Below are 22,246 nucleotides of genomic sequence, written 5' to 3'. Positions count from 1 at the left end.
CCGTACGACTTCCGAGGTCGCATGACGCCCGAAGAGCTGAACGCCGCCCGTGGCCGCATCGTCCCCGATGTGGCCGCGGACGGTCTGCGCGTGCTCTTCTGCGGTATCAACCCGAGCCTGACGACCGCGGTGACGGGCCACCACTTCGCCCACCCGGGGAACCGGTTCTGGCCGGTCCTGCACCGTTCCGGTTTCACTCCGCGGCGGTTGCGTCCGGCGGAGCAGGGCGAACTGCTCGGCCTCGGGCTCGGGATCACCAACGTGGTGGCGCGGGCCACGGCCCGGGCGGACGAGCTGGACGCGGAGGAGTTCCGCCAGGGCGGGGCCGCCCTGACGGCCAAGGTGGAGCGGCTCGCCCCGCAGTGGCTCGCGGTGGTCGGCATCACGGCCTACCGCACGGCCTTCGGCGAGCCCCGGGCCCGTATCGGCCCCCAGGTCCGCACGATCGGCGGCGCCCGTGTGTGGGCTCTCCCCAACCCCAGCGGCCTCAACGCCCACTGGACGGTGCAGACCATGGCCGAGGAGTACGCCCGGCTCCGGGAGGCCGTGACCGACCGCTCCCCGGCCGGCCTGCCTGCACCTGACATCACCCCCGCCGCGGCCGACTGAGCCCCCTCCCCGTCCCGGCCGACTCCACTGGGTCGGGCCCCGGGCTCCGGTCTTCAGCTGTCGCCGGCTCCCGGCTCCGTCCTCGGACGGGCGCTCTCCCGGGCCTCACGCGTCCCGGTTGCGGACCGCCCACCAGCCCGCCAGAAGCGCTGCCGCTGCCCATAGGGCGGTCACCGCCAAGCCGCTCCACGGTCCCGGTCCGTCCACCGGGTTCTGGTGCAACACCGCCTGCCCCGCACGGTCGGGCAGATACCGCAACACTGCGGTGGCGACGTCCACCAGCACGAAGGGGACGATCAGAAGAAGCGGTACGAGCAGGCTGAGCACCGCGATCGCGCTGCGCAGGAGCGTCGCGAGGCCTGCAGCGAGCAGGGCCATCAACGCGAGATGGATCCCCCCGCCCAGGGCGGCACGCAGCACACCGGGGTGCCCCAGACCGATCGCGTGCTCCCCCAGGAAAAGCTGACCGACCAGGAACGTCGTGAAGGTGGTCACGAGCCCGACGACGAGAACCGCTCCGCCGATCGCCGTCATCTTCGCCGCGTAGAAGAGGGAGCGGCGTGGAACCGCGGCGAGGGATACGCGCAGGGCTCCGTTGAGGAACTCCGAGGAGACCGCGGTCGCACCGAAGACGACGGCCGCGATCTGGCCGAAGCTCAGAGCGAAGAAGGCGTTGAGGACGGCATCGGCTCCGGCCTGTTCCGCCTGCTCCTGGCCTACGGTCCCGAGGACGAGCACGGTGATGATGAGGGTGGTGGCGAGGACGGCGATGAGGGAGCCGTAGATCGACCGTATCGACCTGATCTTGATCCACTCGGAGTGGAGCACTGCCGTCAAGGTCATGGTCACGTCTCCTGGCGGTCACGGGTGGTCGATGCGGCGAACGGGGTGTCGTCCGCCGTGAGGTCGAGATACGCCTGTTCCAATGTGGCGCGCTCATCGGCCAGTTCGAGCAGGTGGATGCGTTCGTGGGCGGCGATCGCGCCGATCGCTTCCGCCGTGACGCCGTCAATCACCCAGCGGCCGTCTTCGGCCTGTATCCCGGTCAGGCCTTTTGAGGCCAGCGCCGAGTGGAGCCGGCGCGGCTCGGCCGTTCTCAGGCGTACGCGCGGGCGGCTTCGGGAGTCGAGGAAGTCCTTCATCGGCATGTCGACGAGCAGGCGGCCCCGGCCGAGCACCACCAGGTGGTCGGCGAAGGAGGCGGTCTCGTTCATGAGGTGGCTGGAGACCAGCACCGTCCGGCCCTCGCGGGCAAGCCGCTTCATGAGCTCGCGGATCCAGATGATGCCTTCGGGGTCCAGCCCGTTCGACGGCTCGTCGAGCATGACCACCTGCGGGTCGCCGAGCAGGGCGGCCGCAAGACCGAGACGCTGACGCATACCGAGGGAGAAGGACTTGATCCGGCGCGCACCCACGTCGCCGAGGCCGGTCTCCTCCAGCACGGTCCGCACCCGCGACATCGGTATGCCGTTGCTGGCGGCGAGTGACGACAAGTGGCTGCGCGGTGTGCGTGAGCCGTGGGCGGCCTGGGCGTCGAGCAGGGCACCGACCGTGCGCAGTGGTTCGGTCTGCCGGGCGTAGGGCCGCCCGCCGATCGTGGCCGAGCCGCCGGTCGGCCGGTCCAGGCCGAGAACGACTCGCATGGTCGTGGACTTGCCGGCGCCGTTGGGTCCGAGGAATCCGGTGACCCGGCCCGGTCGCACGCGAAAGCTGAGGCGGTCCACCGCACGGGTGGCTCCGTACTCCTTGGTGAGCTCGTGGACGTCGATGCTGGTCATGTCCGCAAGCCTGGCCGGTGCGCCGGGCGCCCCGCTTCCCCCGTCAGCGGGGACCGTCTCCCTCTCACGGGGGAGCCGTTGCGTCCGGCCCGCTGGGACGATGAGGACATGCACCGCATCCTCACCCCGCTGGCCAGCGCCGTCACTTACAGCCGCTGGTTGCACATGCTCATTCCGGCCGCCGCGTGCAGCGTGTGGTTCTTCATCTCCGACATGTACTGGATGCTCGCGCTCTTCGCGGTACCGGTGGGTCTCGTTCCCGCGATGCGGCTCCAGGAAGGCCTGCAGGCTCAGTTGCTGCTGACTCCGTCCGAGCGCGGACAGCCTGATGCCTCCATCGCGGTGGCGCCCGCGGCCAGTTGGGCCGAGCGTTGGCGGACCGTGCTCTGGCTGGAGATCCGGCTCCTGATATCGGCAGCGACGCTCATGGCCCTCTGGCTGCCCGTGACCTCGATCGAGCTCGTCCTGTCGGTGGCGGGCAGGGCTCCGGAGGGGCTGGTCGAAGGGATGAGCCCGCACTGGTGGAACGCGCTGCTCGCGCCGCTGCCGATCGTTCCCCTGCTGGTTCTGGTGGTGCTCGGGGGCCGGCTCACCACGGCGGCTGCCCGGCGGCTGCTCGGTCCGTCGCCGACGGACCGCCTGAGCGTGCTGGAGGAGCTGACCGAAGAGCTGCTGGAGCGCAACCGCATCGCTCGCGAGCTGCACGACTCCATCGGCCATGCGCTGACGGTGGCGGTGGTGCAGGCCGGGGCGGCGCGGGCGGCGAACGATCCGGCGTTCACCGAGCGGGCGCTGGCCGCCATCGAGGAGACGGGGCGGGACGCCCTGGAGGACCTGGAGCGCGTGCTGCGGGTGCTGCGTGAGTCCGGCACACCCGTGGGCCGGCGGCCGACGCTGGCAGAGGCGAAGCGCCTGCTGGACTCGGCGACGAGTTCCGGGGCGAAGGTGGTCACGCGGGTGTCCGGGGATCTCGGCCTGGTCCCGGCACCGGTTTCACGGGAGGGGTATCGGATTCTTCAGGAGAGCCTCACCAATGTGCTCCGTCACGCGGGGCCGGTACCCATCCGGGTGAGCATCACGGTGGCCGACGGCCGACTGGAGCTGGAGGTGACCAATCCGATGTCCGGGGCGACCGGCCCGCCCGGGAGCGGCAGTGGACTGCGCGGGATCCGGGAGCGGGCCGCGTTGCTGGGCGGGAAGGCGCGGATGGAGTCGCGGGAGGGTGAGTGGCGGGTGCGTGTGGGCCTCCCGCTGGACGGCATACGCTGGTCGGATGCCCTTCACCGTTCTTCTGGTCGATGACGAGCCCCTGGTACGCGCCGGTCTGCGTGCCGTGTTGGAGGCCCAGCCCGATATCGAGGTGGTGGGTGAGGCGGCGGACGGCGCCGCGGTGATCCCTCTGGTGAACCGGTTGCGGCCCGATGTGGTGGCGATGGATGTGCGGATGCCTCTGATGGATGGAATCGAGGCGACCCGGCTGGTGCTGCGGACGGTGCCGGATCCCCCGAAGATCCTGGTGGTGACGACGTTCGAGAACGACGAGTACGTGTACGAGGCGCTGCGGGCGGGGGCGGACGGCTTCCTGCTGAAGCGGGCCAAGCCGTCCGAGATCGTGCACGCCGTACGCCTGGTGGCCGAGGGGGAATCACTGCTGTTCCCGGTGGCGGTCCGGCGGCTCGCCTCCGAGTACGGGACGGACAAGGCCCGGCAGGCCCTCGACCGGGCCGCGCTCACCGACCGGGAGGCGGCGGTGCTCCGGCTGATGGCCCGAGGTATGTCGAACGCGGAGATCGCGGCCGACCTCGTCGTCGGGATCCAGACGGTGAAGTCCCATGTCAGCTCGGTCCTGGCGAAGTTGGGGGCACGGGACCGTACGCAGGCGGTCATCGCCGCCTACGAGTCCGGATTCGTCGCTCCGGGGTGAACCGGGTTGCGGCTCGATACCGGCTTCCCTCGCTGGTCGCAGGGGTCCCGGCCAGCGAGTACGATCCGGCAGAACATGCGCACGAGCTGGGAGGACATACCGTGGGCCGGCTGACCGGTGGGGACCCGTCGCTGTTGCGGCGGATCAATTCCGCGGTAGTGCTGCACGCCCTGAGGGGGGCCGGCGCGCCGACGCTGACGGACCTGACGCGGATCACGGGGCTGTCCCGGCCGACGGTCGAAGGGGTCGTCGAGGGGCTCTTCGAAGCGGGTCTCGTGGTCGAGGCCGTGCCCGACGAGAGCGAGGCACGACGCCAGGGGCGCCCTGCCCGGAGGTTCCGCTTCCGGGCCGAGGCGGGACACCTCCTCGGTGTGGAGATCGGCCCGCACCGGGTCTCGGCCCTCATCTCGGGGCTGGACGGGCGGATCATCGGGGCGGGCTCCCGCGTGGTGTCGGAGACCGCGGGCGCGGACGACCGGCTCGACCAGGTCCGGGCCGTCATCGCGGATGTGCTGCGCCGCACCGGAGTGGCCCGGAGCAGTCTGCGCGCGGTCGGCGTCGGCAGCCCCGGGATCGTGGAGGCCGACGGCACCGTGCGGCTGGGTACGGCGTTGCCGGACTGGACCGGCCTCCCGCTCGGCGAGCGGCTGCGCCGTTCGTTCCGCTGCCCCGTGCTCGTCGAGAACGATGCCAACGCCGCCGCGGTGGCGGAGCACTGGAAGGGCGCGGCCACCGAGTCCGACGACGTGGTCTTCGTCCTGGCGGGGCTGAGCCCCGGTGCGGGTTCCTTGATCGGCGGGCGGCTGCACCGAGGGTTCGGCGGGGCCGCCGGGGAGATCGGCGCCCTGCACCTGCTGGGCAGGGAGCTGACGCCGGAACATCTGCTGTCGACGACGGACACCCCGCTGGACCCGCTGGACGAGCAGGCGGTGGCCGTCGTGTTCGCCAAGGCCAAGGAGGGCGACGCCGGGGCCCAGGCCGCGGTCGAGCGGTTCCTTCAGCGGCTGGTGCACGATGTGGCGGCGCTGGTGCTGGCGCTCGACCCGGAGCTGGTCGTGGTCGGTGGCTGGGCCGCGGGACTGGACGGGGTGCTGGAGCCGCTGCGCAAGGAGCTGGCCCGTTACTGTCTGCGCCCGCCGCGGGTGACACTCTCGCTGCTCGGAGAGGCCGCCGTCGCGACGGGGGCGCTGCGGCTGGCGCTGGACCACGTCGAAGAGGAACTGTTCGCCGTCGAGGGAGCCGTGACGGCCCGCCGCTGACCGTGCGGCGGACGCGGTCCGGAACGACGCACGCCCGCCGCCCTCACCCGAGGACCGGAGTCGTCGGTGAGCGCGGCGGGCGTGGGGCCGAGCGCGGCCGGGGGCGTCAGGAGGCCTGGCGTTCCGACTGTTCGTCGTGGCTGATCTCCAGCGCACCGGAGTCCCCGAAGGTGAGCCGGCAGGTGTCCGCGCGGTAGGTGGCCACGGAGACGGCCGCCGTACCGTCCGCGGTGAAGTAGCGGGTCGTGACGACGAGGACGGGGGCGCCGGGCAGCCGGTCCAGTTCCTTCGCGTCATCCGCCCGCGCGGAGCCGAGCTCCACGGAGCGGTCCTGGCCCTGGAGGCCGAGCCGGTGCAGTTTGCGTAGGACGCTCCGGGCGCGGACCGGGCCGGACGGGGCCTCGATGGCGGAGAGGTCGGGGACCGAGGAGGCGGGGACGTAGAGCAACTCCGCCGCCACCGCCTGCCCCTGGGTGTTACGGATCCGGCGCACGACGTGCACCGGATCGGCGGGGTCCGTTCCGAGCATCGCGGCCACCGGCGCCGGGGCCTTGGCCATGGTGCTGTCGAGCGGCTGCCAGGCCTCGCTGCCGACGCCGTCCGCCCATTCCCGCTGGTCGGTGGAGACGGCGACGCCTACGCGCGGCGGGGCTACGGTCGTCCCGACACCGCGGCGGCGCTGCAGTCTGCCTTCGAGTTCGAGCTGCTCCAGGGCCTGCCGGAGCGTGGCTCGCGCCACACCGAACCGTGCCGCGAGGTCCCGCTCGTTGGGCAGGATCTCCCCCACCGCAAAGTCCGAGTCGAGTGCCTCACTGAGCACGGTCTTGAGGTGCCAGTACTTCGGCTCCTGTACCGATTCCAGCTGCGTGGTCCCCACCCTGTCCTCCGCAATCGCCCGGCGCCAATTCCGCGACGTTATTTATTAAAGGTTCCTGCCTTAAGTGGAGACCCTAGGACGGCATACCCCCTTGGTCAAGACCAATCCTTATTCCGTAACGGAACGAAACGGGACTCTGGCGCAGAGCGTTCACACGACGTTCGCGGTGCCGTGAGGCGAGCGCAGCACAGAGCCCCGCCATCACGATGGACGGCGGGGCTCTGACCAGGCACGCGGCAGGCCGGTGGGGCGGATGGGGACCGAAGCGGCCCGTGGCGCGTGCGGCTATTCGACGGGCAATCCGGAGAGCTTGTCCGGATTACGAATGATATAGGCGCATTGAATGACACCTTGGCTGACTTCGATCTGAAAGACGGTGTCGGCTTTCCCTCCGGCGAAGAAGACCACGGCGGGTCCGCCGTTGAGCTCCATGACACGGACCTCCCCGTCGGGATCGACCTCGCCCGCCACCGCGAGGAGGAAACGGCCGACCTTGTCCGCGGTCTCGATGACCCGCAGCGCCGCCTTCGCCTTGCCGCCGCCGTCGGTGACGAGCCGGACATCCGGGGCGAGCAGCGCGAGCAGCTGCTCGATGCCGCCTCCGGAGGCGGCGGCCAGGAAGCGTTCGGTGAGGTCGCGCCGTTCGGCCGGGTCCACGTCGTAGCGCGGCTTGCGCTCCTCCACATGCCGCCTGGCGCGGCCCGCGAGCTGCCGGACGGCCGCCTCGCTGCGGTCCAGGGCGGTGGCGATCTCGGCGTACGGGAATCCGAAGGCCTCCCGGAGCACGAACACCGCGCGCTCCAGCGGCGAGAGCGATTCGAGGACGACCAGCACGGCGAGCGAGACGGAGTCGGCGAGGACGGCGCGTTCGGCGGTGTCGGGCAGGGTGGGCCCGAAGTCCGTGACCACCGGCTCCGGCAGCCAGGGCCCCGGGTACGTCTCCCGGCGCGACTGAAGATGTCTGAGCCGGTCGATGGCCAGCCGGGTGGTGATCCGTACGAGAAAGGCCCGCGGCTCCCGGACGTCCCCGCGGCCCGCCGACGCCCACCGCAGCCACGCTTCCTGGACGACGTCCTCGGCGTCGGCGACGCGGCCGAGCATGCGGTAGGCGACCCCGGTGAGTACGGGCCGGTGCTCTTCGAAGATCTCGGTCGCGACGTCGGCGGTCATTGATCCATCCCAGCCCACGGGCCACCGGGTGTCCAGCCGGAATCGCCGGGCCTCTTGAACTACAAGCTACCCGACGGTAATTGTTGTTGACGAGATGTCTACCCACTCCAGGGAGCAGCAACATGTCCACCACGGTCTCCTTCACCGTCGCAACGGCCGACGGCCCCCGCCCGGTCTCGGTCGCGTACGAACGGACCGGCTCGGGCGAACCGTTGCTGCTCCTGCACGGCATCGGCCACCACCTGCAGGCCTGGGACCCGGTGACGCGGATCCTGGCCGCCGAGCGTGACGTGATCGCCGTCGACCTGCCCGGCTTCGGCACCTCGCCCGCGCTGCCGGACGGAGTTCCTTACGATCTCGCGACCGTCGGCCCGGTCCTCGGCGCCTTCTGTGCCGAACTCGGCCTGGATCGCCCCCATGTGGCCGGGAACTCGCTGGGCGGACTGCTCGCGCTGGAGCTGGGCCGCACCGAGGTGGTGCGGTCGGTGACCGCGCTGTCCCCGGCGGGCTTCTGGACGGAGGCGGAACGGCGCTACGCCTTCGGCACCCTGCGGACGATGCGCCGGAGCGCGCTGGCCATGCCGGTGCCACTGATCGAGCGCCTGTCGCGCAGCGCGGCGGGCCGGACGGCCCTCACCAGCACCATCTACGCCCGGCCCGGCAGGCGTTCACCGGAGGCCGTCGTCGCCGAGACGCTCGCCCTGCGCGAGGCGACCGGCTTCCACCGGACGCTGGAGGTCGGCCGGGACACCCTCTTCGGCGACGACGTGAAAGGCATCCCCGTCACCGTCGCCTGGGGCACCCGCGACCGGATCCTGCTGCGCCGGCAGGGGATCCGCGCCAAGCGCGTCCTCCCCGATGCCCGTCTCGTGCGGCTGCCCGGCTGCGGGCACGTCCCGATGAACGACGATCCGGCGCTGGTGGCCCGCGTCATCCTGGACACCAGCCGCTGAGCCGTCGCGCGGGACGTCCGGCGTACGGCTCCCGGACCGTGCGCCCAAGGTCCCGCGCCGCCCGAGGACGAGGACGCCGGAGCCGTACGCCACACCTACGCCGACCAGGAGGCTTCCCACCCCCTGCGCAAGGCCGTACGTCCCGGCTCCGACCACGGGGGCGGTCAGGGCGGCGGAGACCGGGATCAGCCCGGAGAAGAGCGTGGCGCGCTCCGCCCCGATACGCTGCATCCCGCTGTACCAGCAGACGAATCCGATCACGGTGACGACGACTGCCTGCCACAGCAGGGCCGTCACCTCGCCGCCCGTCGGGACCCGCAGGAACGAGCCGCCGTCCAGCAGCAGACCGAGGAGCGCCGACTCGACGGCCGCGACTCCGCAGACCGTCGCGGAGAGGAGTTTCGGGCCCAGCGGCCGCAGAACCGGAACGGCCAGGACCGCGAAGCCGACCTCGCCCGCCAGCGCGCCCACCGAGAACAGCACGCCCGCCAGGTCGGTGCGCCCCCAACCCTGGACGGTGAACGCCCCGACGGCGACGAGGCCCGCCGCGTACAGCGTGACGCGGGACGGGCCTCGGCCGTCCAGTAGCGGGACGAGTACGCCGACCACGATCGGCGCACAGCCCACGAAGACGCCCGGAACAGCCGGTTCCGCCGTCTGTTCGGCCGTCAGGACCGCCAGGTTGAACCCGACCATGCCCACGGCGGCGAGCAGGGAGATCCGCCCCCACTGGCGGCGGGTGAGGCGACGCAGCCGGGCCGTCGCGGAGTGGGGATCGCGGCCCAGGAACGGGATGAGCAGCAGCGCGGCGAGACCGTAGCGGAGCGCCTGGCCGCCCGCGAACGGGTAGTCGCCGAGGACGCTGTTGGCCGTGAAGGATGCCCCCACCAGCACACACGCGAGGGCCGCGAGGAGGGCCCCGCGCAGAGAGGTTGCGTTCATGGGGGCGACGCTAGGGTCGGCGACGGACCGGTCTAAGGTCCACTTCCATGACGAGTTCGGGGACCAATTCGGAGGCGGAGGCGGGGGCCGCTCCGGGAGCCGAGCCGGGGGCGGGTTCCGGAGCCGCCGACCACGACCGGAGGTCCGGCCCGGGGGCCGATCCGCGCCGCCCGTCGGCGGAATCCCTTTCTCCGGCCTGGGAGTTGCTGCTTCCCGCCGCTGCCGCACCGGTGCGCGGGCGGGGGCGCGCGCTGCGGTCCGCGCTCCAGGACGCGGTGCGCTCCGGTCGTCTCGCGGGCGGCACGCGGCTGCCCTCCAGCCGTGAACTCGCCACCGATCTGGGGGTGTCGCGCGGTCTGGTCACCGAGGCGTACGAGCAGCTCACCGCGGAGGGCTATCTGCGCAGCGGGCGGGGTGCGGGCACCTGGGTGAGCGAGGGCGTACGCGCGGCGGAGCGTCCCGTACGCGACCGTGCGCCGCGCGCGCCGGGCGCACGCGTGGACTTCCGACCCGGCACCCCCGATCTGTCGCTCTTCCCCCGCAGCGCGTGGGCCGCCGCCCAGCGGACGGTGTTGGGCCGACTGCCGCACGGCGCGCTGGGCTACCCCGATCCGCGCGGGCTGCCGGAGCTGCGCGAGGCCCTGGCCGGACTGCTCACCCGGCGCCGGGGTGTGGTGGCCGATCCGGAGCGGCTGGTGGTCTGCTCGGGGGTGGCACAGGCGACGACCCTGCTCGGCTTCGTCCTCCGGGACGAGGGCATGGTCTCGGTCGGGGTGGAGGATCCAGGCAGTCCCGAGCACTCCTCGCTGTTCGCGGCGACCGGTCTGGGCACGGTCCCGCTCCCCCTCGACGACGAGGGCCTCGCCCTCGCGCCCCTGGCGCGCTCCGGCGTACGCGCCGTGGTGACCACACCCGCGCACCAGTTCCCCACCGGAATCGGGTACTCCGCGCGGCGGCGCGGCGAACTGCTCGGCTGGGCGCGGAACGCGGACGCCGTGATCATGGAGGACGACTACGACGGGGACTTCCGGTACGACCGGGCCCCGGTGGGCGCCTTGCAGGGGCTGGATCCCGAGCGGGTCGTGTACACCGGCTCCGTGAGCAAGTCGCTCGCTCCCGGGCTGCGGCTCGGCTGGCTGATCGCGCCCGCCGCGCTCACCGAGCGGATCGTCGCCCGCAAGCGGACGATGGACCTGGGCAACCCGGTGGTCGACCAGGCCGTCCTGGCCGATTTCATCGTGCGCGGCGGCTACGACCGGCAGTTGCGGCGCTGCCAGCGGGCCTACCGGGAACGGCGGGACGCGATGGTGGCCGCGCTCAGCGAGCACTTCCCCGGCACGGCGGTCAGCGGCATCGCGGCGGGGCTGCACATCATCGCCCGGCTACCGGCGCGGTACGGCCCCGAGGACGTCCTCCTGGAGAGGGCGGCGGGGGCGGGCATCGCCCTGCGGCCGCTGCGCGACTGCGGAACGGCCGGCTCCGAGGACGGCACCCTGCCGCTCGTTCTCGGGTACGCCCATCTCCCCCCGGGCGACATCGCCCGGGGGGTCGCGGCGCTGGCGGAGGCGTGGCGGACCGGACGGACTCATTCCGGCTGAGCGGTCGGACGGGCCGTTCTCGGCTGAGCGGTCGGATGCGCCGTTTCCGGCTGACGGGCGCCGTTCATCCGGGGTTCGGGCTCCGGCTGCCGCGGGGCACTAGGCATGGCGCAGACCGGCTCCGTACCGGGCGAGGCCGCGCCCTCCCACGTACGGTGCACCGCCCGACCACCTCCCTGGAGGCGCTTCGATGTCCCACCGTCCGCACCGTCCGCTCGCATCATCTCCCGGTCGCCGTGCCGTCCTGCGCGGTTCGCTGATCGCCCCGGCGGCCCTCGCCCTCCCGCCCGCGGCCGCCGCGGCGGCGCCCGCGCTGCACCTGGCGGGGCGGCCCGAAGCGTCCTGGGGTGTGCAGGTGGGCGGCGTCACCTCCTCGTCGGCGCTGCTGTGGGTGCGCTCGGACCGGCCGGCCCGGATGCTGGTGGAGACCTCGGCGACCGAATCGTTCCGGCGGACCCGCCGGTGGCACGGGCCGTCGATCGGGCCCGGAACGGACTTCACGGGGACCACGCCGCTGTACGGGCTGCCGCCGGGCGAGCAGGTGCACTACCGCGTGACGCTCGTCGATCCGGCCGATCCGCGCCGTACCGGAAATCCGGTGTACGGGACGTTCCGCACCGCTCCGGCCCGGCGCCGGTCCGGGGTGCGCTTCCTGTGGTCGGGCGATATCGCGGGGCAGGGCTGGGGTATCAATCCGGACATCGGCGGCTACCGGGTGTACGAGGAGATGCGCCGCCTGGACCCGGACTTCTTCCTGTGCAGCGGCGACAGCATCTACGCGGACGGTCCGCTGGAGGAGAGCGTGACGCTGCCGGACGGCCGGATCTGGCGCAACGTCATGACCGAGGAGAAGGCGAAGGTCGCCGAGACGCTGGACGAGTACCGGGGCAACTTCCGCTACAACCTGCTCGACCGCAACGTCCGCCGCTTCAACGCGCAGGTGCCCTCCGTCGTGCAGTGGGACGACCACGAGGTGCGCAACAACTGGTACCCCGGCCAGATCCTCGACGACGCCCGCTACACCGAGAAGAACGTGGACATCCTCGCGGCGCGCTCCGTGCGGGCCTTCCACGAGTACGTGCCGCTCACGCCCTCGTACGGTTCCGGGCGCCGGTCGCGGATGTACCGGGTCGTCCACCACGGGCCGCTGCTCGACGTGTTCGTGCTCGACATGCGGTCGTACCGCAACGCCAACTCCCCCAATCGGCAGCCCGACGACACCACGGGCATCCTCGGCGCCGAGCAGTTGCGGTGGCTGAAGCGCTCGCTCGCCGCCTCCCGGGCGGAATGGAAGGTGATCGCCGCGGACATGCCGCTCGGCCTGGTGGTCCCGGACGGTGCGACGAACTTCGAGGCCGTGGCGCAGGGCGACCCCGGGGCCCCGCTCGGCCGGGAGCTCCAGATCGCCGAGCTGCTCCGCTTCGTCAAGCACCGCAGGATCACCGGCACCGTGTGGCTGACGGCCGACGTCCACTACACCTCGGCCCAGCACTACGCGCCGGAGCGGGCGGCGTTCAAGGACTTCGCGCCGTTCTGGGAGTTCGTGTCGGGCCCGCTGGCCGCGGGCGGTTTCCCTGCCAATGCGCTGGACGCCACGTTCGGCCCCGACCGGGTCTTCGTGCGCGCCCCCGACCGGGCCAATGTCTCGCCGATGGAGTCGCCGCAGTATTTCGGCGAGGTGGAGATCGACGGGGGCAGTGCGGAGCTGACGGTGCGGCTGCGGGCCGAGGGCGGGGCGGTCCTGTTCACGAAGGTGCTCCGGCCGGGCCGCGTCGGCCAGTGAGCAGCGACCGGTGAACGGCAGCCGGTGAACGGCGGCCAGTGAACAGCGACCGGCGGACGGCAGCCGGTGAACAGCGACTGGTGAACGGCGGCCGGTGATCAGCGACCGGTGAACGGCGGTCGTTGACGAGCGGCTTCCGGGCGAACGGAGGCTTCGGCGAGGGCCGTTGTCAGTGGCGGGTCCTACGCTTTTTTCATGACCCGATCCGTTCAGGCCTTGGCCTACGCACGCCCGTCCGCCCTGGCGTCCTCGCAGGTGGGGCCCTCCCTCGGTCTGGAGACCGCAGGGGGGCTCACCCCGCGCGGGGCCGAGGCGCACCCGCGGTTCTTCGCCGGTTTCCTCTCCGATCCGCGCATAGCGGCGCGTGGGCTGCTGGCGGTGGCGGATGTGGCCGCCGCCCGCTACTACCAGCGCACGCTGCCCGCCTCGCTGGACCCGGTGGTGACGGGGAACGGGGACCGGTTGCGGTTCGAGTCGTTCTCCGGCTGCTGCGGGGTGTATGCCCGGCTCGATGTGCTCCAGGAGGGGCTGGACGGGCAGGAGACGGGCCATGGAACGACGAATGTGGATGTGAACGCTCCGCTGCGGGAGGCGCTTTCGCGGATCACGGCGGACGATCCGCTGCATCTGCGGGTGGGACCGGAGGAGCTGGCGGTGACCACTCTGGACGGGCCGGTGGTGGAGAAGAAGGTGCCCCTGCCCGACCGGTGGCTGCGCGGTTTCGCGGAGGCGCAGGTCGCCTCGGCCCGATTCGATCTGCGGGCCGAGCTGACGGCGGAGCGGGCGGTGGCGTTCCTGCGTTCGCTGCCCCGCACCCCGTCCTCGGGGAACGCCGCGCGCGGGGCCCGGTGGGTGGTGGCGTCGGGCGGGTCCCTGCGCCCGACGACCCGGCCGGTGCCGGGCGCGGTGTGTCTGCCGGGCCCGGAGCGGCTGGTGGCGTTGCAGCGGGTGCTGCGCGACGCGACGGCCCTGCGGGTGTACGGGCCGGTGGCGGACGGTGCGGCGGCGGCGAGCGCCTGGGAGGTGGTGCTGCCGGGAATGCGGCTCACGCTGACGCTCTCCCCCGACTCCGCGCGGGGGTTCTCGGGTGAGGGCGGCGTCCTGGAGGCGCTGGCCACGGAGGACGCGGCGGCCGACGCCGAGCTGGTGTCGGTGCTGCTCGCCTGGGAGCCCCGGATCGAACCGGCGTCGCTGGCCGAGCAGTCGGGGCTGAGCGTGGAGCGGGTGCGGGCCGCGCTGACCCGGCTCGGCACGGCGGGCCGCGTGGGTTACGACCTGGCGGACGCCGCGTACTTCCACCGTGAGCTGCCGTACGACGCGGACCGGGCGGAGCGGCACAATCCGCGTCTCGTGGCCGCCCGTCGGCTGGCGGGTGAAGGCGCGGTGACCCTCGACGGTTCGCTGGCGACGGTCGCTTCCGGGGACCGCCGCTACCAAGTGCGGGAGAGCGGTTCCGTGTTCAGCTGTACGTGTCAGTGGTGGGCGGACTACCGGGGACGGCGTGGACCCTGCAAGCACGCGCTCGCCGTGCGTATGGTCCGCCAGGGTGCGACGGTCGCCGGAGGTGCGCGATGAACGAGCTGCTGACCGCTGTGCGGGCGGGGCGCCACCACGATGTGCCGCCGCTGGTGCTCGCCCTGGACCGGTCCGGCCGCCGTTCCGCGCTCACCGAGCTCAAGGAGCTGCGCAAGGAGGTGCGGGGCTGGGACTGGCAGCGGCGCGACCGGATCCGCAAGGCGCTGCTGGTGGCCGGCGCGGGCTGTCACAGCGGAGCGGCGGGGTGCGCCACCTGGATCGGCGGCCGTGATCTGCGGGACTGGACCCGCTCCCCGTATCCGTTGATCCTCGCCTCGCTCAAGGACCGCGATCCGGCGTGGCTCGGCGATCTCGCCCACCGCTTCGCGGGGCGCGCTGCGCTCTCCGAAGCGGAGTACACCTTCGTCGGCGAGCTGACGCGGATCGCCCGGGTTCCGCTTCCCGTCACGGACAATCTGGTGACGGGCTGGACGGAGCTGGTCGGCGCGGCGCGCTGGCGGCGCCGGACCCGGCGCCCGCTGACCGAGATCCTGCGGGACGATCCGCACGCCGCCGTGCTGGCGCCCCGGCTGTTCGAGATGGCCGAGCTGCCGCCGCAGGTCGACTTCTACGACGCGCCGGATTCGCAGGACCACTGGCCCGGGGCGCTGAGTACGCTGGCCGAGGACGGGGTGCTGGACCGGTCGTATCTGGTGGAGCGGTGCGTGGCGCGCCTGATGCGTGGCGGCAAGTCCGTCGACCAGCGGTTCTTCCTGGCCGTCCTCCAGCGTCTGGAGGCGACGGAGGACGAGGAGAAGAGCCGTCTGCGGGACTGGACGGCGATGGCCGCGGACGGCATAGCGCCCGTGGCCTCGCACGCGCAGCAGGTGCTCGTACGGCTCGACGCGCGGGGTGAGTTGCCGGTCCGGGAGCTGGCGGACGTGTCGGGGGCGGTGCTCTTCCGCCAGGAGAAGAAGCTGGTGCGGGCCCAGTTGACGCTGCTGGGGAAGGTGCTGCGCCGGGACTCCTCGACGGCGGGCGAGCTTCTTCCGGCGGTCGCCGAGGCGTTCGGCCACGAGGCCATCGATGTCCAGGAGCGGGCCCTGAAGCTGGTCGCCCGGTATCTCCCCGCCGTCGCCGGCCCGGACGTGCGGGAGCAGCTGGCCTCGGCCGCCGCGCAGTTGGGCCCGATGCACCGCGAGACGGTCACCGCCCTGTTCGGGGAGCTCGCGGAGGAGGAAGAGGCTCCGCAGGCGTACGAGGAGTTTCTGCCGCCCGCGCCGGTGCTGCGGCGTCAGGACCCCGCTCCCGAGACCGTGGCCGAACTCGTCGAGGAGGTGGCCGCCCGGGTGAAGGCGCATGCGTCGGAGCACTGGATCCCGGCGTCGGCCGTCCTGGACACCTCGGCCGGGATCACCGGCTTCGAGCGGGCGCTCGACGGCCTTGTCCGGCTGGCCCGGAGCGACCGGGAGGAGCTGACGGGAAGCTTGCGGGAGGCGCTGGCTGGGGTGCATTTCGTCGAGCACGGTCTCTCCCCGTACATGGTCGATCCGCGGGGCATCTCGACCTCGCACGGGCTCTCCGTCGTGGTGGCCTCGCTGCTGGGCCTGGTGTCCGAACGGGACAGGGTCGCGTGGCGGGCGCAGACCGTCGTGACGGGGTCGGACGCCTGTGCCCATGCGGCGCTGAACGGGGTGCTGCTCGACCGGGTGTGGGAGGCCTCGGAGGCGATAGCGGCCGGGCGGGTGCCGTTCCTGCTGGCGACGCCGACCTGGCACACCGGGGCGGTCGAGGCGGCGGAGCTCGTGGAACGGCTGCGGACCTACCGGGATCTGGATGTCCGCCCGGGGCCCGCCGACTTCGCGCAGGCCCTGCTGCGGGTCCGCCGGGACAGCGACCCCGAGCGGGCGGAGGCCGCCGCGGCGGCCGAGGCGCTGGGCACCGGTGAGGGCGACCGGCTGGCCGCCTGGATCCGGGCCGAGGATTCGGTGGCTCCGGTGCTGCGGCATCCCGCGACCACGGTCTCCCGCCCGTCGGGGGGCACGTGGTGGCAGCGGACGACGTCCGGGGCCCGTCAGGTGCTGGTGGCCACCCGGGAGCGGCTGGTGATCCAGCGCGATTTCCCGGAGGCCTTCCACTGGCTGGGCCGGGCTCAGCTCCCCCGCGCCCAGGAGTGCTACCACTGGGGTCCCGAGCGGTCCTCGCACTGGACGGCCACCCTGCCCGGCGATCCGGAGACGCTGGCCGCCTGGCTGATGCCGGACCTGCTGTTCGCCGCCGATCAGGGGCAGCGGGGAGCCGTCGGGTTCCTGCCCGCGCTGGCCGAGAGCGCGGGCGAGACGGGCGGGGCGATGCATCTCGCGCTGGCCTACGGGCTCGGTGCCCGGCACCCGGAGGATCGTACGGCGGCGGTGGACGCGCTGCTGGTGCTGGCCGCGCGGGGGCGGCTGGACGGGGCGGCGCTGGGGCGGGAGCTGGCGATCCTGGTCGACCGCGATCTGGTGAAGGTGAACCGTACGGCCGACGCGCTCGGCACGGCCGCCGCCACGGGTGCCTACCGGACGGTGCTGGCCGTGCTGGCGGCGATGCTGCCCGGTCTCCTGGCGTACGAGAAGACGCCGCGAGGGCTCGGGGACCTGCTGTCCGTGGCGGCCGAGTGCGCCGAGCGCTGCGGGACGGGCGGGATCGAGCCGATAGCGGGGCTCGCGGCCACGGCGGGGCGCAAGGGCTCGTCCCAGACGGTCCGCCAGGCCGCCCGGCTGCTCGCCACGTTCGGGGAGCGGGAGGTGCAAGGAACCACCGGCCCGGAATCTGACCGAAAAGCGACGATAGGGGACCAGATCAACGCGTAACCCATCAGTCACAAGGCGTTCGTGATCAGGCAACACCGTTCGTTCACAGTGGGGACATGACTGATGTGACCTCCGCGAAGAGCGCCCGCCGTCCGCACCACTGGCGGCGGGACCTGATCGAACTGGCCGCCCTGTTCACCGCCGTGGCCGTGGCCGACGCGATCGCCAACCTGATCGGACACCAGCCGGACGGGCCCTACCTGCTCATGGCGTCGGCGGTGGCGCTGGTGGCCACGGCCGCGTTCCACACGTGGTGGGCCCGACGCCACAGTCACGCACCCCCGCCGGACGAAGCGGACGCCGCCCCACCCGTCGAGGCCGGCGCCACGGCCGGGACCGCTACGGCGGCGGGCGGGGCCGAGGGCACCGGCGAAGGCGGGGTGGCCGGCGCCGGGGAGGCCGGGACCACGCTGTGGCGGATGCGGACGACGGTGCTCGACGCCCCGGGCAGTCTGGCCGCGCTGTGCACGGCGCTCGCCGGGCTCCGCGTCGACATCCTCACCCTCCAGACGCACCCGCTCGCCGAGGGCACCGTCGACGAGTTCCTGCTGCGGGCCCCGGCCACGCTCCAGGCGCAGGAGCTGTCCCGGGAGATCGCGGCCGCGGGCGGCGCCTCCACCTGGATCGAGCGGGCGGACGCCCACGATCTGGTGGACACCCCGACCCGGGTGCTGTCGCTGGCCACCCGGACGGCGCTGGACGCGGCCGAGCTGCCGCTCGCCCTGCGCCAGTTGCTCGGCCGGTGCACCATCCACTCACTGCCCGCCGTCTCCGTCACCGGCCGCGCGACCGGACAGAGCGCCCCGGTCGAGGGCGTGCTGGAGGAGACGGTGATGCGGCTGCGTGACCCGTCCGGCGGGGTGATCTCCGTCGAGCGGCCCTATCTGCCGTTCACGCCCACCGAGTTCGCGCGGGCGCGCGCCCTGGTCGAGCTGGATGCCCGGCTCGGTCCCCGTGTGCCGCGCAGCGAGGACGTCCTCACGCTGCCCGAGGGTAACGAGATCACCGTGCGCCGCGCGGACCGCGGCGATCTCGCCGCCGCCCGCGCCATGCACGACCGCTGCTCGCAGGACACCCTGGGCCTGCGCTACCACGGTCCCGTCGCGGACGCCGACCGCTATCTCGGCCATCTGCTGAGCCCCCGCTTCGGCCGCACCCTGGCGGTGCAGACGGCGTCGGGCAGGCTGGTGGCGCTGGGCCACCTCCTCTGGGACGGCGACGAGACCGAGGTCGCCCTCCTCGTCGAGGACGACTGGCAGCGCCGGGGCATCGGCTCCGAGCTGCTCCGCCGCCTGGTGGCGCTGGCCGAGGAGGCGGGCTGCGACAGCGTGTACGCGGTGACGCAGTCCCGCAACACCGGCATGGTGGCCGCGATGCGCGCGCTGGAGCTGCCCCTCGACTACCAGATCGAGGAGGGCACGCTCGTCATCACCGCCCGGCTGACGAGTGAAGAGGCCACTCGGCCGTCCGCGCCGACGGAATGGGCCCGTCACTGAGCGCCTGGCACAGATCCGCCCACAGGTCCTCGACGTCCTCCAGGCCGACCGACATCCGCAGCAGCCGGTCGCCGACACCGGCCGCCCGCCGGTCTCCCTCCTCCACGATGCGGTGGCTGATGGAGGCCGGGTGCTGGATCAGCGAGTCCACGCTGCCGAGGCTGACGGCGGGCGTGATGAGCCGCACCCCGGAGATCACCCGGTGCGGGTCCCCGTACACCTCGAAGGAGATCATCGCGCCGCCGATCCGCGGGTAGTGCACCCGGGCGATCCGCGGGTCGGCGGTGAGCCTGCGGACGAGTTCGGCGGCGCTCGTCGAGGCCGCCCGGACGCGTACCGGCAGCGTGGACAGGCCGCGCAGCAGCAGATAGCCGGCCAGCGGGTGCAGCACCCCGCCGGTGGCGAACCGCACCTGGCGCAGGGTCGCGGCGAACTCCTCGTCGCAGGCGACGACGCCGCCCATGACGTCCCCGTGGCCGCCGAGGTACTTGGTGGCGCTGTGCAGGACGATGCGGGCGCCGTGTTCGACGGGGCGCTGGAGGACGGGGGTGGCGAAGGTGTTGTCGACCAGCAGCGGCACGGTTCCGCAGGCGTGGGCGACGGCCCGGATGTCGACCTCGGCCAGGGTCGGGTTGGCCGGCGTCTCGACCATCACCAGGCCGGTGTCCGGGCGGATGGCGTCGGCGATGCCCGCAGGGTCGGTCCAGGTCACCTCGGTGCCCAGCAGCCCGGCGCCGAGCAGATGGTCGCTGCACCCGTAGAGCGGCCGGACCGCGACGACGTGGCGCAGTCCCTGGCTCGCGCGGGCGAGCAGGACGGCGGTGAGCGCGGCCATCCCGCTGGCGAAGGCGACCGCGCTGTCGGTCCCCTCCAGCCGGGCGAGCGCCGTCTCGAAGCGGCCCGTGGTGGGGTTGTCGAGCCGGGCGTAGACCGGCGGCCCGTCCGGGAGGGAGCCGGTGGTGGCGAAGGCGTCGATACGCATCGCCTCGTCACGCGAGTCGTAGGAGGGGTAGGTGGTGGACAGGTCGATCGGCGGGGCGTGCACTCCGAGGGAGGCGAGGTCGTCGCGTCCGGCGTGCACGGCTTCGGTGGCGAGAGCCCTGGACGGGGTGGGAGCAGGGGGCGTCATCGAGACTTCGTTGTCCATGGCGTCACTCTGAACAGTTACCGGTTCGTAGCGGCCGTACTCCGTGCTATGTTCGCCACATGTCCGATTCTGTCGCTCTGGATCCGGTGGATCTGCAGATTCTGCGGCTGTTGCAGAACGATGCGCGGACCACGTACCGCGAGCTGGCGGCCGAGGTCGGCGTGGCCGCTTCGACCTGTCTGGACCGGGTGGCCCGGCTGCGCCGCAGCGGGGTGATCCTCGGGGACCAGCTGCGCCTCGATCCGGCGAAGCTCGGCCGGGGGCTCCAGGCGCTGCTGCTGGTGCAGGTCAGGCCGCACCGCCGGGAGTTGATCGGGCCGTTCGTCGACCGGATCAGGTCGCTGCCGGAGTCGCGTGCGCTGTTCCATCTCACCGGCCCCGACGACTATCTGGTGCAGGTGGCGGTGGCCGACGCGGCGGATCTGCAACGGCTGGTCCTGGACGAGTTCACCTCGCGCCGGGAGGTGGCCCGGGTGGACACCCGGCTGATCTTCCAGCAGTGGGAGTGCGGTCCGCTGCTTCCGCCCGCCGCGAACTGACCAGCCGGGTTCGGACACCGGGCGGCCCCCGGTGATGACGGAAGGGCCGCCGCCGTACGAGGATGTCCGCATGTCAGACACTTCGAGCAGCGCGCTGCCCCGTCAGGTCGCCGACGCCTACGTCGACGCACTCATCGAACTCGACCCCATCACGGGCACCTATCTGGGTGTGCCCGAAAGCTCGCGCCGACTGCCCGACTTCTCACCGGCCGGCCAGGAGGCGTCCGCCGGCCTCCTCCGCGAAACGCTGCGGAAGCTGGACGCCGCCGAGCGGCTGCCCGGTGCGGACAGCGACGCCGAGCGCCGCTGCGGACGCCTCCTGCGGGAGCGCCTGACGGCGGAACTCGCCGTGCACGAGGCGGAGGAGGGCCTGCGAGCCGTCTCCAACCTGTCGTCGCCCGCCCACAGCATCACCGAGGTCTTCACCCTCACGCCGACCGCGACGGACGAGGACTGGGCGGCGGTCGTGGAGCGCCTGCGCGCGGTGCCCGCCGCGTACGAGGGGTACCGCGCCTCGCTCGCGCTCGGCCTGGAGCGCAAGCTGTACGGCGGCCCGCGCGCGACCGCCACGTTCGTCGGGCAGCTCACGGAGTGGGGCGGGGAAGGCGAGGGCGACGGGTTCTTCGCGGAGTTCGTCGCGCCGGGCCCCGCCTCCCTGCGGGCGGAGCTCGACGAGGCGGCCCGGCTCGCGACGGCCTCGGTGCTCGCGCTGCGGGACTGGATGCGCGACGTGTACGCCCCGGCGATCGAGGGCGCTCCGGACCCGGTCGGCCGGGAGCGGTACGCCCGCTGGTCGCGGCTGTACAACGGCACCGACCTGGATCTCGATGAGGCGTACGCGTACGGCTGGTCGGAGTACCACCGGCTGCTCGCCGAGATGAGGACCGAGGCCGAGAAGGTGCTGCCCGGGGCCGGTCCCTGGGAGGCGCTCGCCCACCTCGACGTTCACGGCAAGCACATCGAAGGGGTGGACGAGGTCCGCGACTGGCTCCAGGGCCTGATGGACGAGGCGATCGAGGCGCTGGACGGCACGCACTTCGACCTCGCGGAGCGGGTACGGAAGGTGGAGTCCCGGATCGCCCCGCCCGGCGGGGCCGCCGCGCCGTACTACACCAGCCCCTCCGAGGACTTCTCCCGCCCCGGGCGCACCTGGCTGCCCACCATGGGCGAGACCCGTTTCCCGGTGTACGACCTGGTCTCCACCTGGTACCACGAGGGCGTTCCCGGCCACCACTTGCAGCTCGCGCAGTGGACGCACGTCGCCGACACCCTCTCCCGCTACCAGGCCTCGGTCGGCATGGTCAGCGCGAACGCCGAGGGCTGGGCGCTGTACGCGGAGCGGCTGATGGACGAGCTGGGGTTCCTGCCCGACCCGGAGCGGCGGCTCGGCTATCTGGACGCCCAGATGATGCGCGCCTGCCGGGTGATCGTCGACATCGGTATGCACCTGGAGCTGGAGATCCCGGCGGACTCCCCCTTCCACCCGGGCGAGCGCTGGACCCCCGACCTGGCCCAGGAGTTCTTCGGCAACCACAGCGGCCGCCCCGCCGATTTCGTGGAGAGCGAGCTGACCCGCTATCTGTCGATGCCCGGCCAGGCCATCGGCTACAAGCTCGGCGAGCGCGCCTGGCTGCTCGGCCGGGAGAACGCGCGCGCCGCGCACGGCGACGCGTTCGACCTGAAGGCGTGGCACATGGCGGCCCTCTCGCAGGGGTCGCTGGGCCTGGACGATCTGGTGGACGAGCTGTCACGGCTCTGACCGGGCCGGTGGGACGCACGGTCAAAAGCCCCCTCGACAGTCCCC

The 22,246-nt window shown here is 72.8% G+C and carries 17 protein-coding genes and 1 pseudogene; 12 read left to right on the top strand and 6 right to left on the bottom strand.

Annotated features, from left to right (window positions below; translation table 11 throughout):
* The first annotated feature begins 21 nt into the window (after nt 1-21).
* Nucleotides 22-609 carry a G/U mismatch-specific DNA glycosylase gene (gene mug / locus IE140_RS30280; protein WP_150193598.1) on the top strand — a complete coding sequence of 196 codons (588 nt, stop codon included), beginning with the start codon at nt 22-24 and terminating at the stop codon, nt 607-609.
* Nucleotides 610-714: 105 nt separating this feature from the next.
* Here the strand turns inward: mug and IE140_RS30275 are convergent, their stop codons facing one another.
* Together IE140_RS30275 and IE140_RS30270 are read right to left on the bottom strand one after the other, a co-directional pair.
* Nucleotides 715-1,452 carry an ABC transporter permease gene (locus IE140_RS30275; protein WP_189460876.1) on the bottom strand — a complete coding sequence of 246 codons (738 nt, stop codon included), beginning with the start codon at nt 1,450-1,452 and terminating at the stop codon, nt 715-717.
* Nucleotides 1,453-1,454: 2 nt separating this feature from the next.
* Nucleotides 1,455-2,387 (bottom strand): ABC transporter ATP-binding protein, encoded by a 933-nt coding sequence (locus tag IE140_RS30270; protein WP_150193600.1) that lies wholly within the window; start codon nt 2,385-2,387, stop codon nt 1,455-1,457.
* 108 nt (nt 2,388-2,495) lie between these two features.
* On the opposite strand from IE140_RS30270, the gene IE140_RS30265 reads away from it, so the two are divergent.
* From IE140_RS30265 to IE140_RS30255, 3 genes are all read left to right on the top strand, one after another.
* Nucleotides 2,496-3,689 carry a sensor histidine kinase gene (locus IE140_RS30265; RefSeq protein WP_150193601.1) on the top strand — a complete coding sequence of 398 codons (1,194 nt, stop codon included), beginning with the start codon at nt 2,496-2,498 and terminating at the stop codon, nt 3,687-3,689.
* Complete coding sequence (locus IE140_RS30260) at nt 3,661-4,311, top strand: response regulator transcription factor (protein ID WP_150193602.1); 651 nt, start codon at nt 3,661-3,663, stop codon at nt 4,309-4,311. Before IE140_RS30265 ends, IE140_RS30260 begins: the two co-directional genes overlap by 29 nt.
* Nucleotides 4,312-4,412: 101 nt before the next feature.
* Complete coding sequence (locus IE140_RS30255) at nt 4,413-5,570, top strand: ROK family transcriptional regulator (RefSeq protein ID WP_006122919.1); 1,158 nt, start codon at nt 4,413-4,415, stop codon at nt 5,568-5,570.
* A 106-nt stretch (nt 5,571-5,676) separates the two neighbouring features.
* Here IE140_RS30255 and IE140_RS30250 read toward each other — a convergent pair whose 3' ends face one another.
* Nucleotides 5,677-6,447 (bottom strand): GntR family transcriptional regulator, encoded by a 771-nt coding sequence (locus IE140_RS30250; RefSeq protein WP_150193603.1) that lies wholly within the window; start codon nt 6,445-6,447, stop codon nt 5,677-5,679.
* A 285-nt stretch (nt 6,448-6,732) separates the two neighbouring features.
* Nucleotides 6,733-7,617 carry an RNA polymerase sigma-70 factor gene (locus IE140_RS30245; protein WP_109177792.1) on the bottom strand — a complete coding sequence of 295 codons (885 nt, stop codon included), beginning with the start codon at nt 7,615-7,617 and terminating at the stop codon, nt 6,733-6,735.
* A gap of 122 nt (nt 7,618-7,739) precedes the next feature.
* Here IE140_RS30245 and IE140_RS30240 point away from each other — a divergent pair, with 122 nt between their 5' ends.
* Nucleotides 7,740-8,570, top strand: a complete 831-nt coding sequence (locus tag IE140_RS30240) for an alpha/beta fold hydrolase (protein WP_109177793.1) — start codon at nt 7,740-7,742, stop codon at nt 8,568-8,570.
* 99 nt (nt 8,571-8,669) lie between these two features.
* Here IE140_RS30240 and IE140_RS30235 read toward each other — a convergent pair.
* A pseudogene (locus IE140_RS30235) lies at nt 8,670-9,512 on the bottom strand (DMT family transporter); the annotation flags it as partial.
* A gap of 203 nt (nt 9,513-9,715) precedes the next feature.
* On the opposite strand from IE140_RS30235, the gene pdxR reads away from it, so the two are divergent.
* The 5 genes from pdxR (at nt 9,716) to IE140_RS30210 (ending at nt 18,756) form a co-directional block, all read left to right on the top strand.
* Nucleotides 9,716-11,110, top strand: a complete 1,395-nt coding sequence (gene pdxR, locus IE140_RS30230; RefSeq protein ID WP_150193609.1) for a MocR-like pyridoxine biosynthesis transcription factor PdxR — start codon at nt 9,716-9,718, stop codon at nt 11,108-11,110.
* Between the two features lie 190 nt (nt 11,111-11,300).
* Entirely contained in the window at nt 11,301-12,893 is a 1,593-nt protein-coding gene (locus IE140_RS30225) for an alkaline phosphatase D family protein (protein ID WP_150193604.1), read from the top strand.
* A 195-nt stretch (nt 12,894-13,088) separates the two neighbouring features.
* Nucleotides 13,089-14,468 carry an SWIM zinc finger family protein gene (locus IE140_RS30220; protein WP_093436980.1) on the top strand — a complete coding sequence of 460 codons (1,380 nt, stop codon included), beginning with the start codon at nt 13,089-13,091 and terminating at the stop codon, nt 14,466-14,468.
* The gene (locus tag IE140_RS30215; protein WP_189460874.1) at nt 14,465-17,260 is read left to right on the top strand and encodes a DUF7825 domain-containing protein; all 2,796 of its coding nucleotides are present in this window, start codon (nt 14,465-14,467) and stop codon (nt 17,258-17,260) included. The genes IE140_RS30220 and IE140_RS30215 overlap by 4 nt, the downstream gene beginning before the upstream one ends.
* A gap of 65 nt (nt 17,261-17,325) precedes the next feature.
* On the top strand, nt 17,326-18,756 hold the full coding sequence (locus IE140_RS30210; RefSeq protein WP_150195454.1) for a GNAT family N-acetyltransferase: 1,431 nt from the start codon (nt 17,326-17,328) through the stop codon (nt 18,754-18,756).
* On the opposite strand, the gene IE140_RS30205 is transcribed toward IE140_RS30210, so the two are convergent.
* Entirely contained in the window at nt 18,689-19,903 is a 1,215-nt protein-coding gene (locus IE140_RS30205) for a trans-sulfuration enzyme family protein (RefSeq protein ID WP_150195429.1), read from the bottom strand. The genes IE140_RS30210 and IE140_RS30205 overlap by 68 nt on opposite strands.
* A 59-nt stretch (nt 19,904-19,962) precedes the next feature.
* Between IE140_RS30205 and IE140_RS30200 the strand changes: the two genes are divergently transcribed.
* Entirely contained in the window at nt 19,963-20,442 is a 480-nt protein-coding gene (locus tag IE140_RS30200) for an Lrp/AsnC family transcriptional regulator (protein ID WP_006122929.1), read from the top strand.
* Nucleotides 20,443-20,512: 70 nt separating this feature from the next.
* The gene (locus tag IE140_RS30195) at nt 20,513-22,201 is read left to right on the top strand and encodes a DUF885 domain-containing protein (protein ID WP_150195431.1); all 1,689 of its coding nucleotides are present in this window, start codon (nt 20,513-20,515) and stop codon (nt 22,199-22,201) included.
* Nucleotides 22,202-22,246: the final 45 nt, after the last annotated feature.

Source organism: Streptomyces parvus (assembly GCF_014648875.1).
Lineage (GTDB): Bacteria > Actinomycetota > Actinomycetes > Streptomycetales > Streptomycetaceae > Streptomyces > Streptomyces parvus.
The sequence above is the reverse complement of the archived record's forward strand: the minus strand, read 5'-3'. Positions and strand labels throughout refer to the sequence as shown.

Coding starts and splice junctions, on each gene's coding strand:
- IE140_RS30260 (WP_150193602.1), top strand. CDS start 3,661: ATGCCCTTCACCGTTCTTCTGGTCGATGACGAGCCCCTGGTACGCGCC.
- IE140_RS30215 (WP_189460874.1), top strand. CDS start 14,465: ATGAACGAGCTGCTGACCGCTGTGCGGGCGGGGCGCCACCACGATGTG.
- IE140_RS30275 (WP_189460876.1), bottom strand. CDS start 1,452: ATGACCTTGACGGCAGTGCTCCACTCCGAGTGGATCAAGATCAGGTCG.
- IE140_RS30205 (WP_150195429.1), bottom strand. CDS start 19,903: ATGGACAACGAAGTCTCGATGACGCCCCCTGCTCCCACCCCGTCCAGG.
- IE140_RS30200 (WP_006122929.1), top strand. CDS start 19,963: ATGTCCGATTCTGTCGCTCTGGATCCGGTGGATCTGCAGATTCTGCGG.
- IE140_RS30225 (WP_150193604.1), top strand. CDS start 11,301: ATGTCCCACCGTCCGCACCGTCCGCTCGCATCATCTCCCGGTCGCCGT.
- IE140_RS30270 (WP_150193600.1), bottom strand. CDS start 2,387: ATGACCAGCATCGACGTCCACGAGCTCACCAAGGAGTACGGAGCCACC.
- IE140_RS30265 (WP_150193601.1), top strand. CDS start 2,496: ATGCACCGCATCCTCACCCCGCTGGCCAGCGCCGTCACTTACAGCCGC.
- IE140_RS30245 (WP_109177792.1), bottom strand. CDS start 7,617: ATGACCGCCGACGTCGCGACCGAGATCTTCGAAGAGCACCGGCCCGTA.
- IE140_RS30240 (WP_109177793.1), top strand. CDS start 7,740: ATGTCCACCACGGTCTCCTTCACCGTCGCAACGGCCGACGGCCCCCGC.
- IE140_RS30195 (WP_150195431.1), top strand. CDS start 20,513: ATGTCAGACACTTCGAGCAGCGCGCTGCCCCGTCAGGTCGCCGACGCC.
- mug (WP_150193598.1), top strand. CDS start 22: ATGACGCCCGAAGAGCTGAACGCCGCCCGTGGCCGCATCGTCCCCGAT.
- IE140_RS30220 (WP_093436980.1), top strand. CDS start 13,089: ATGACCCGATCCGTTCAGGCCTTGGCCTACGCACGCCCGTCCGCCCTG.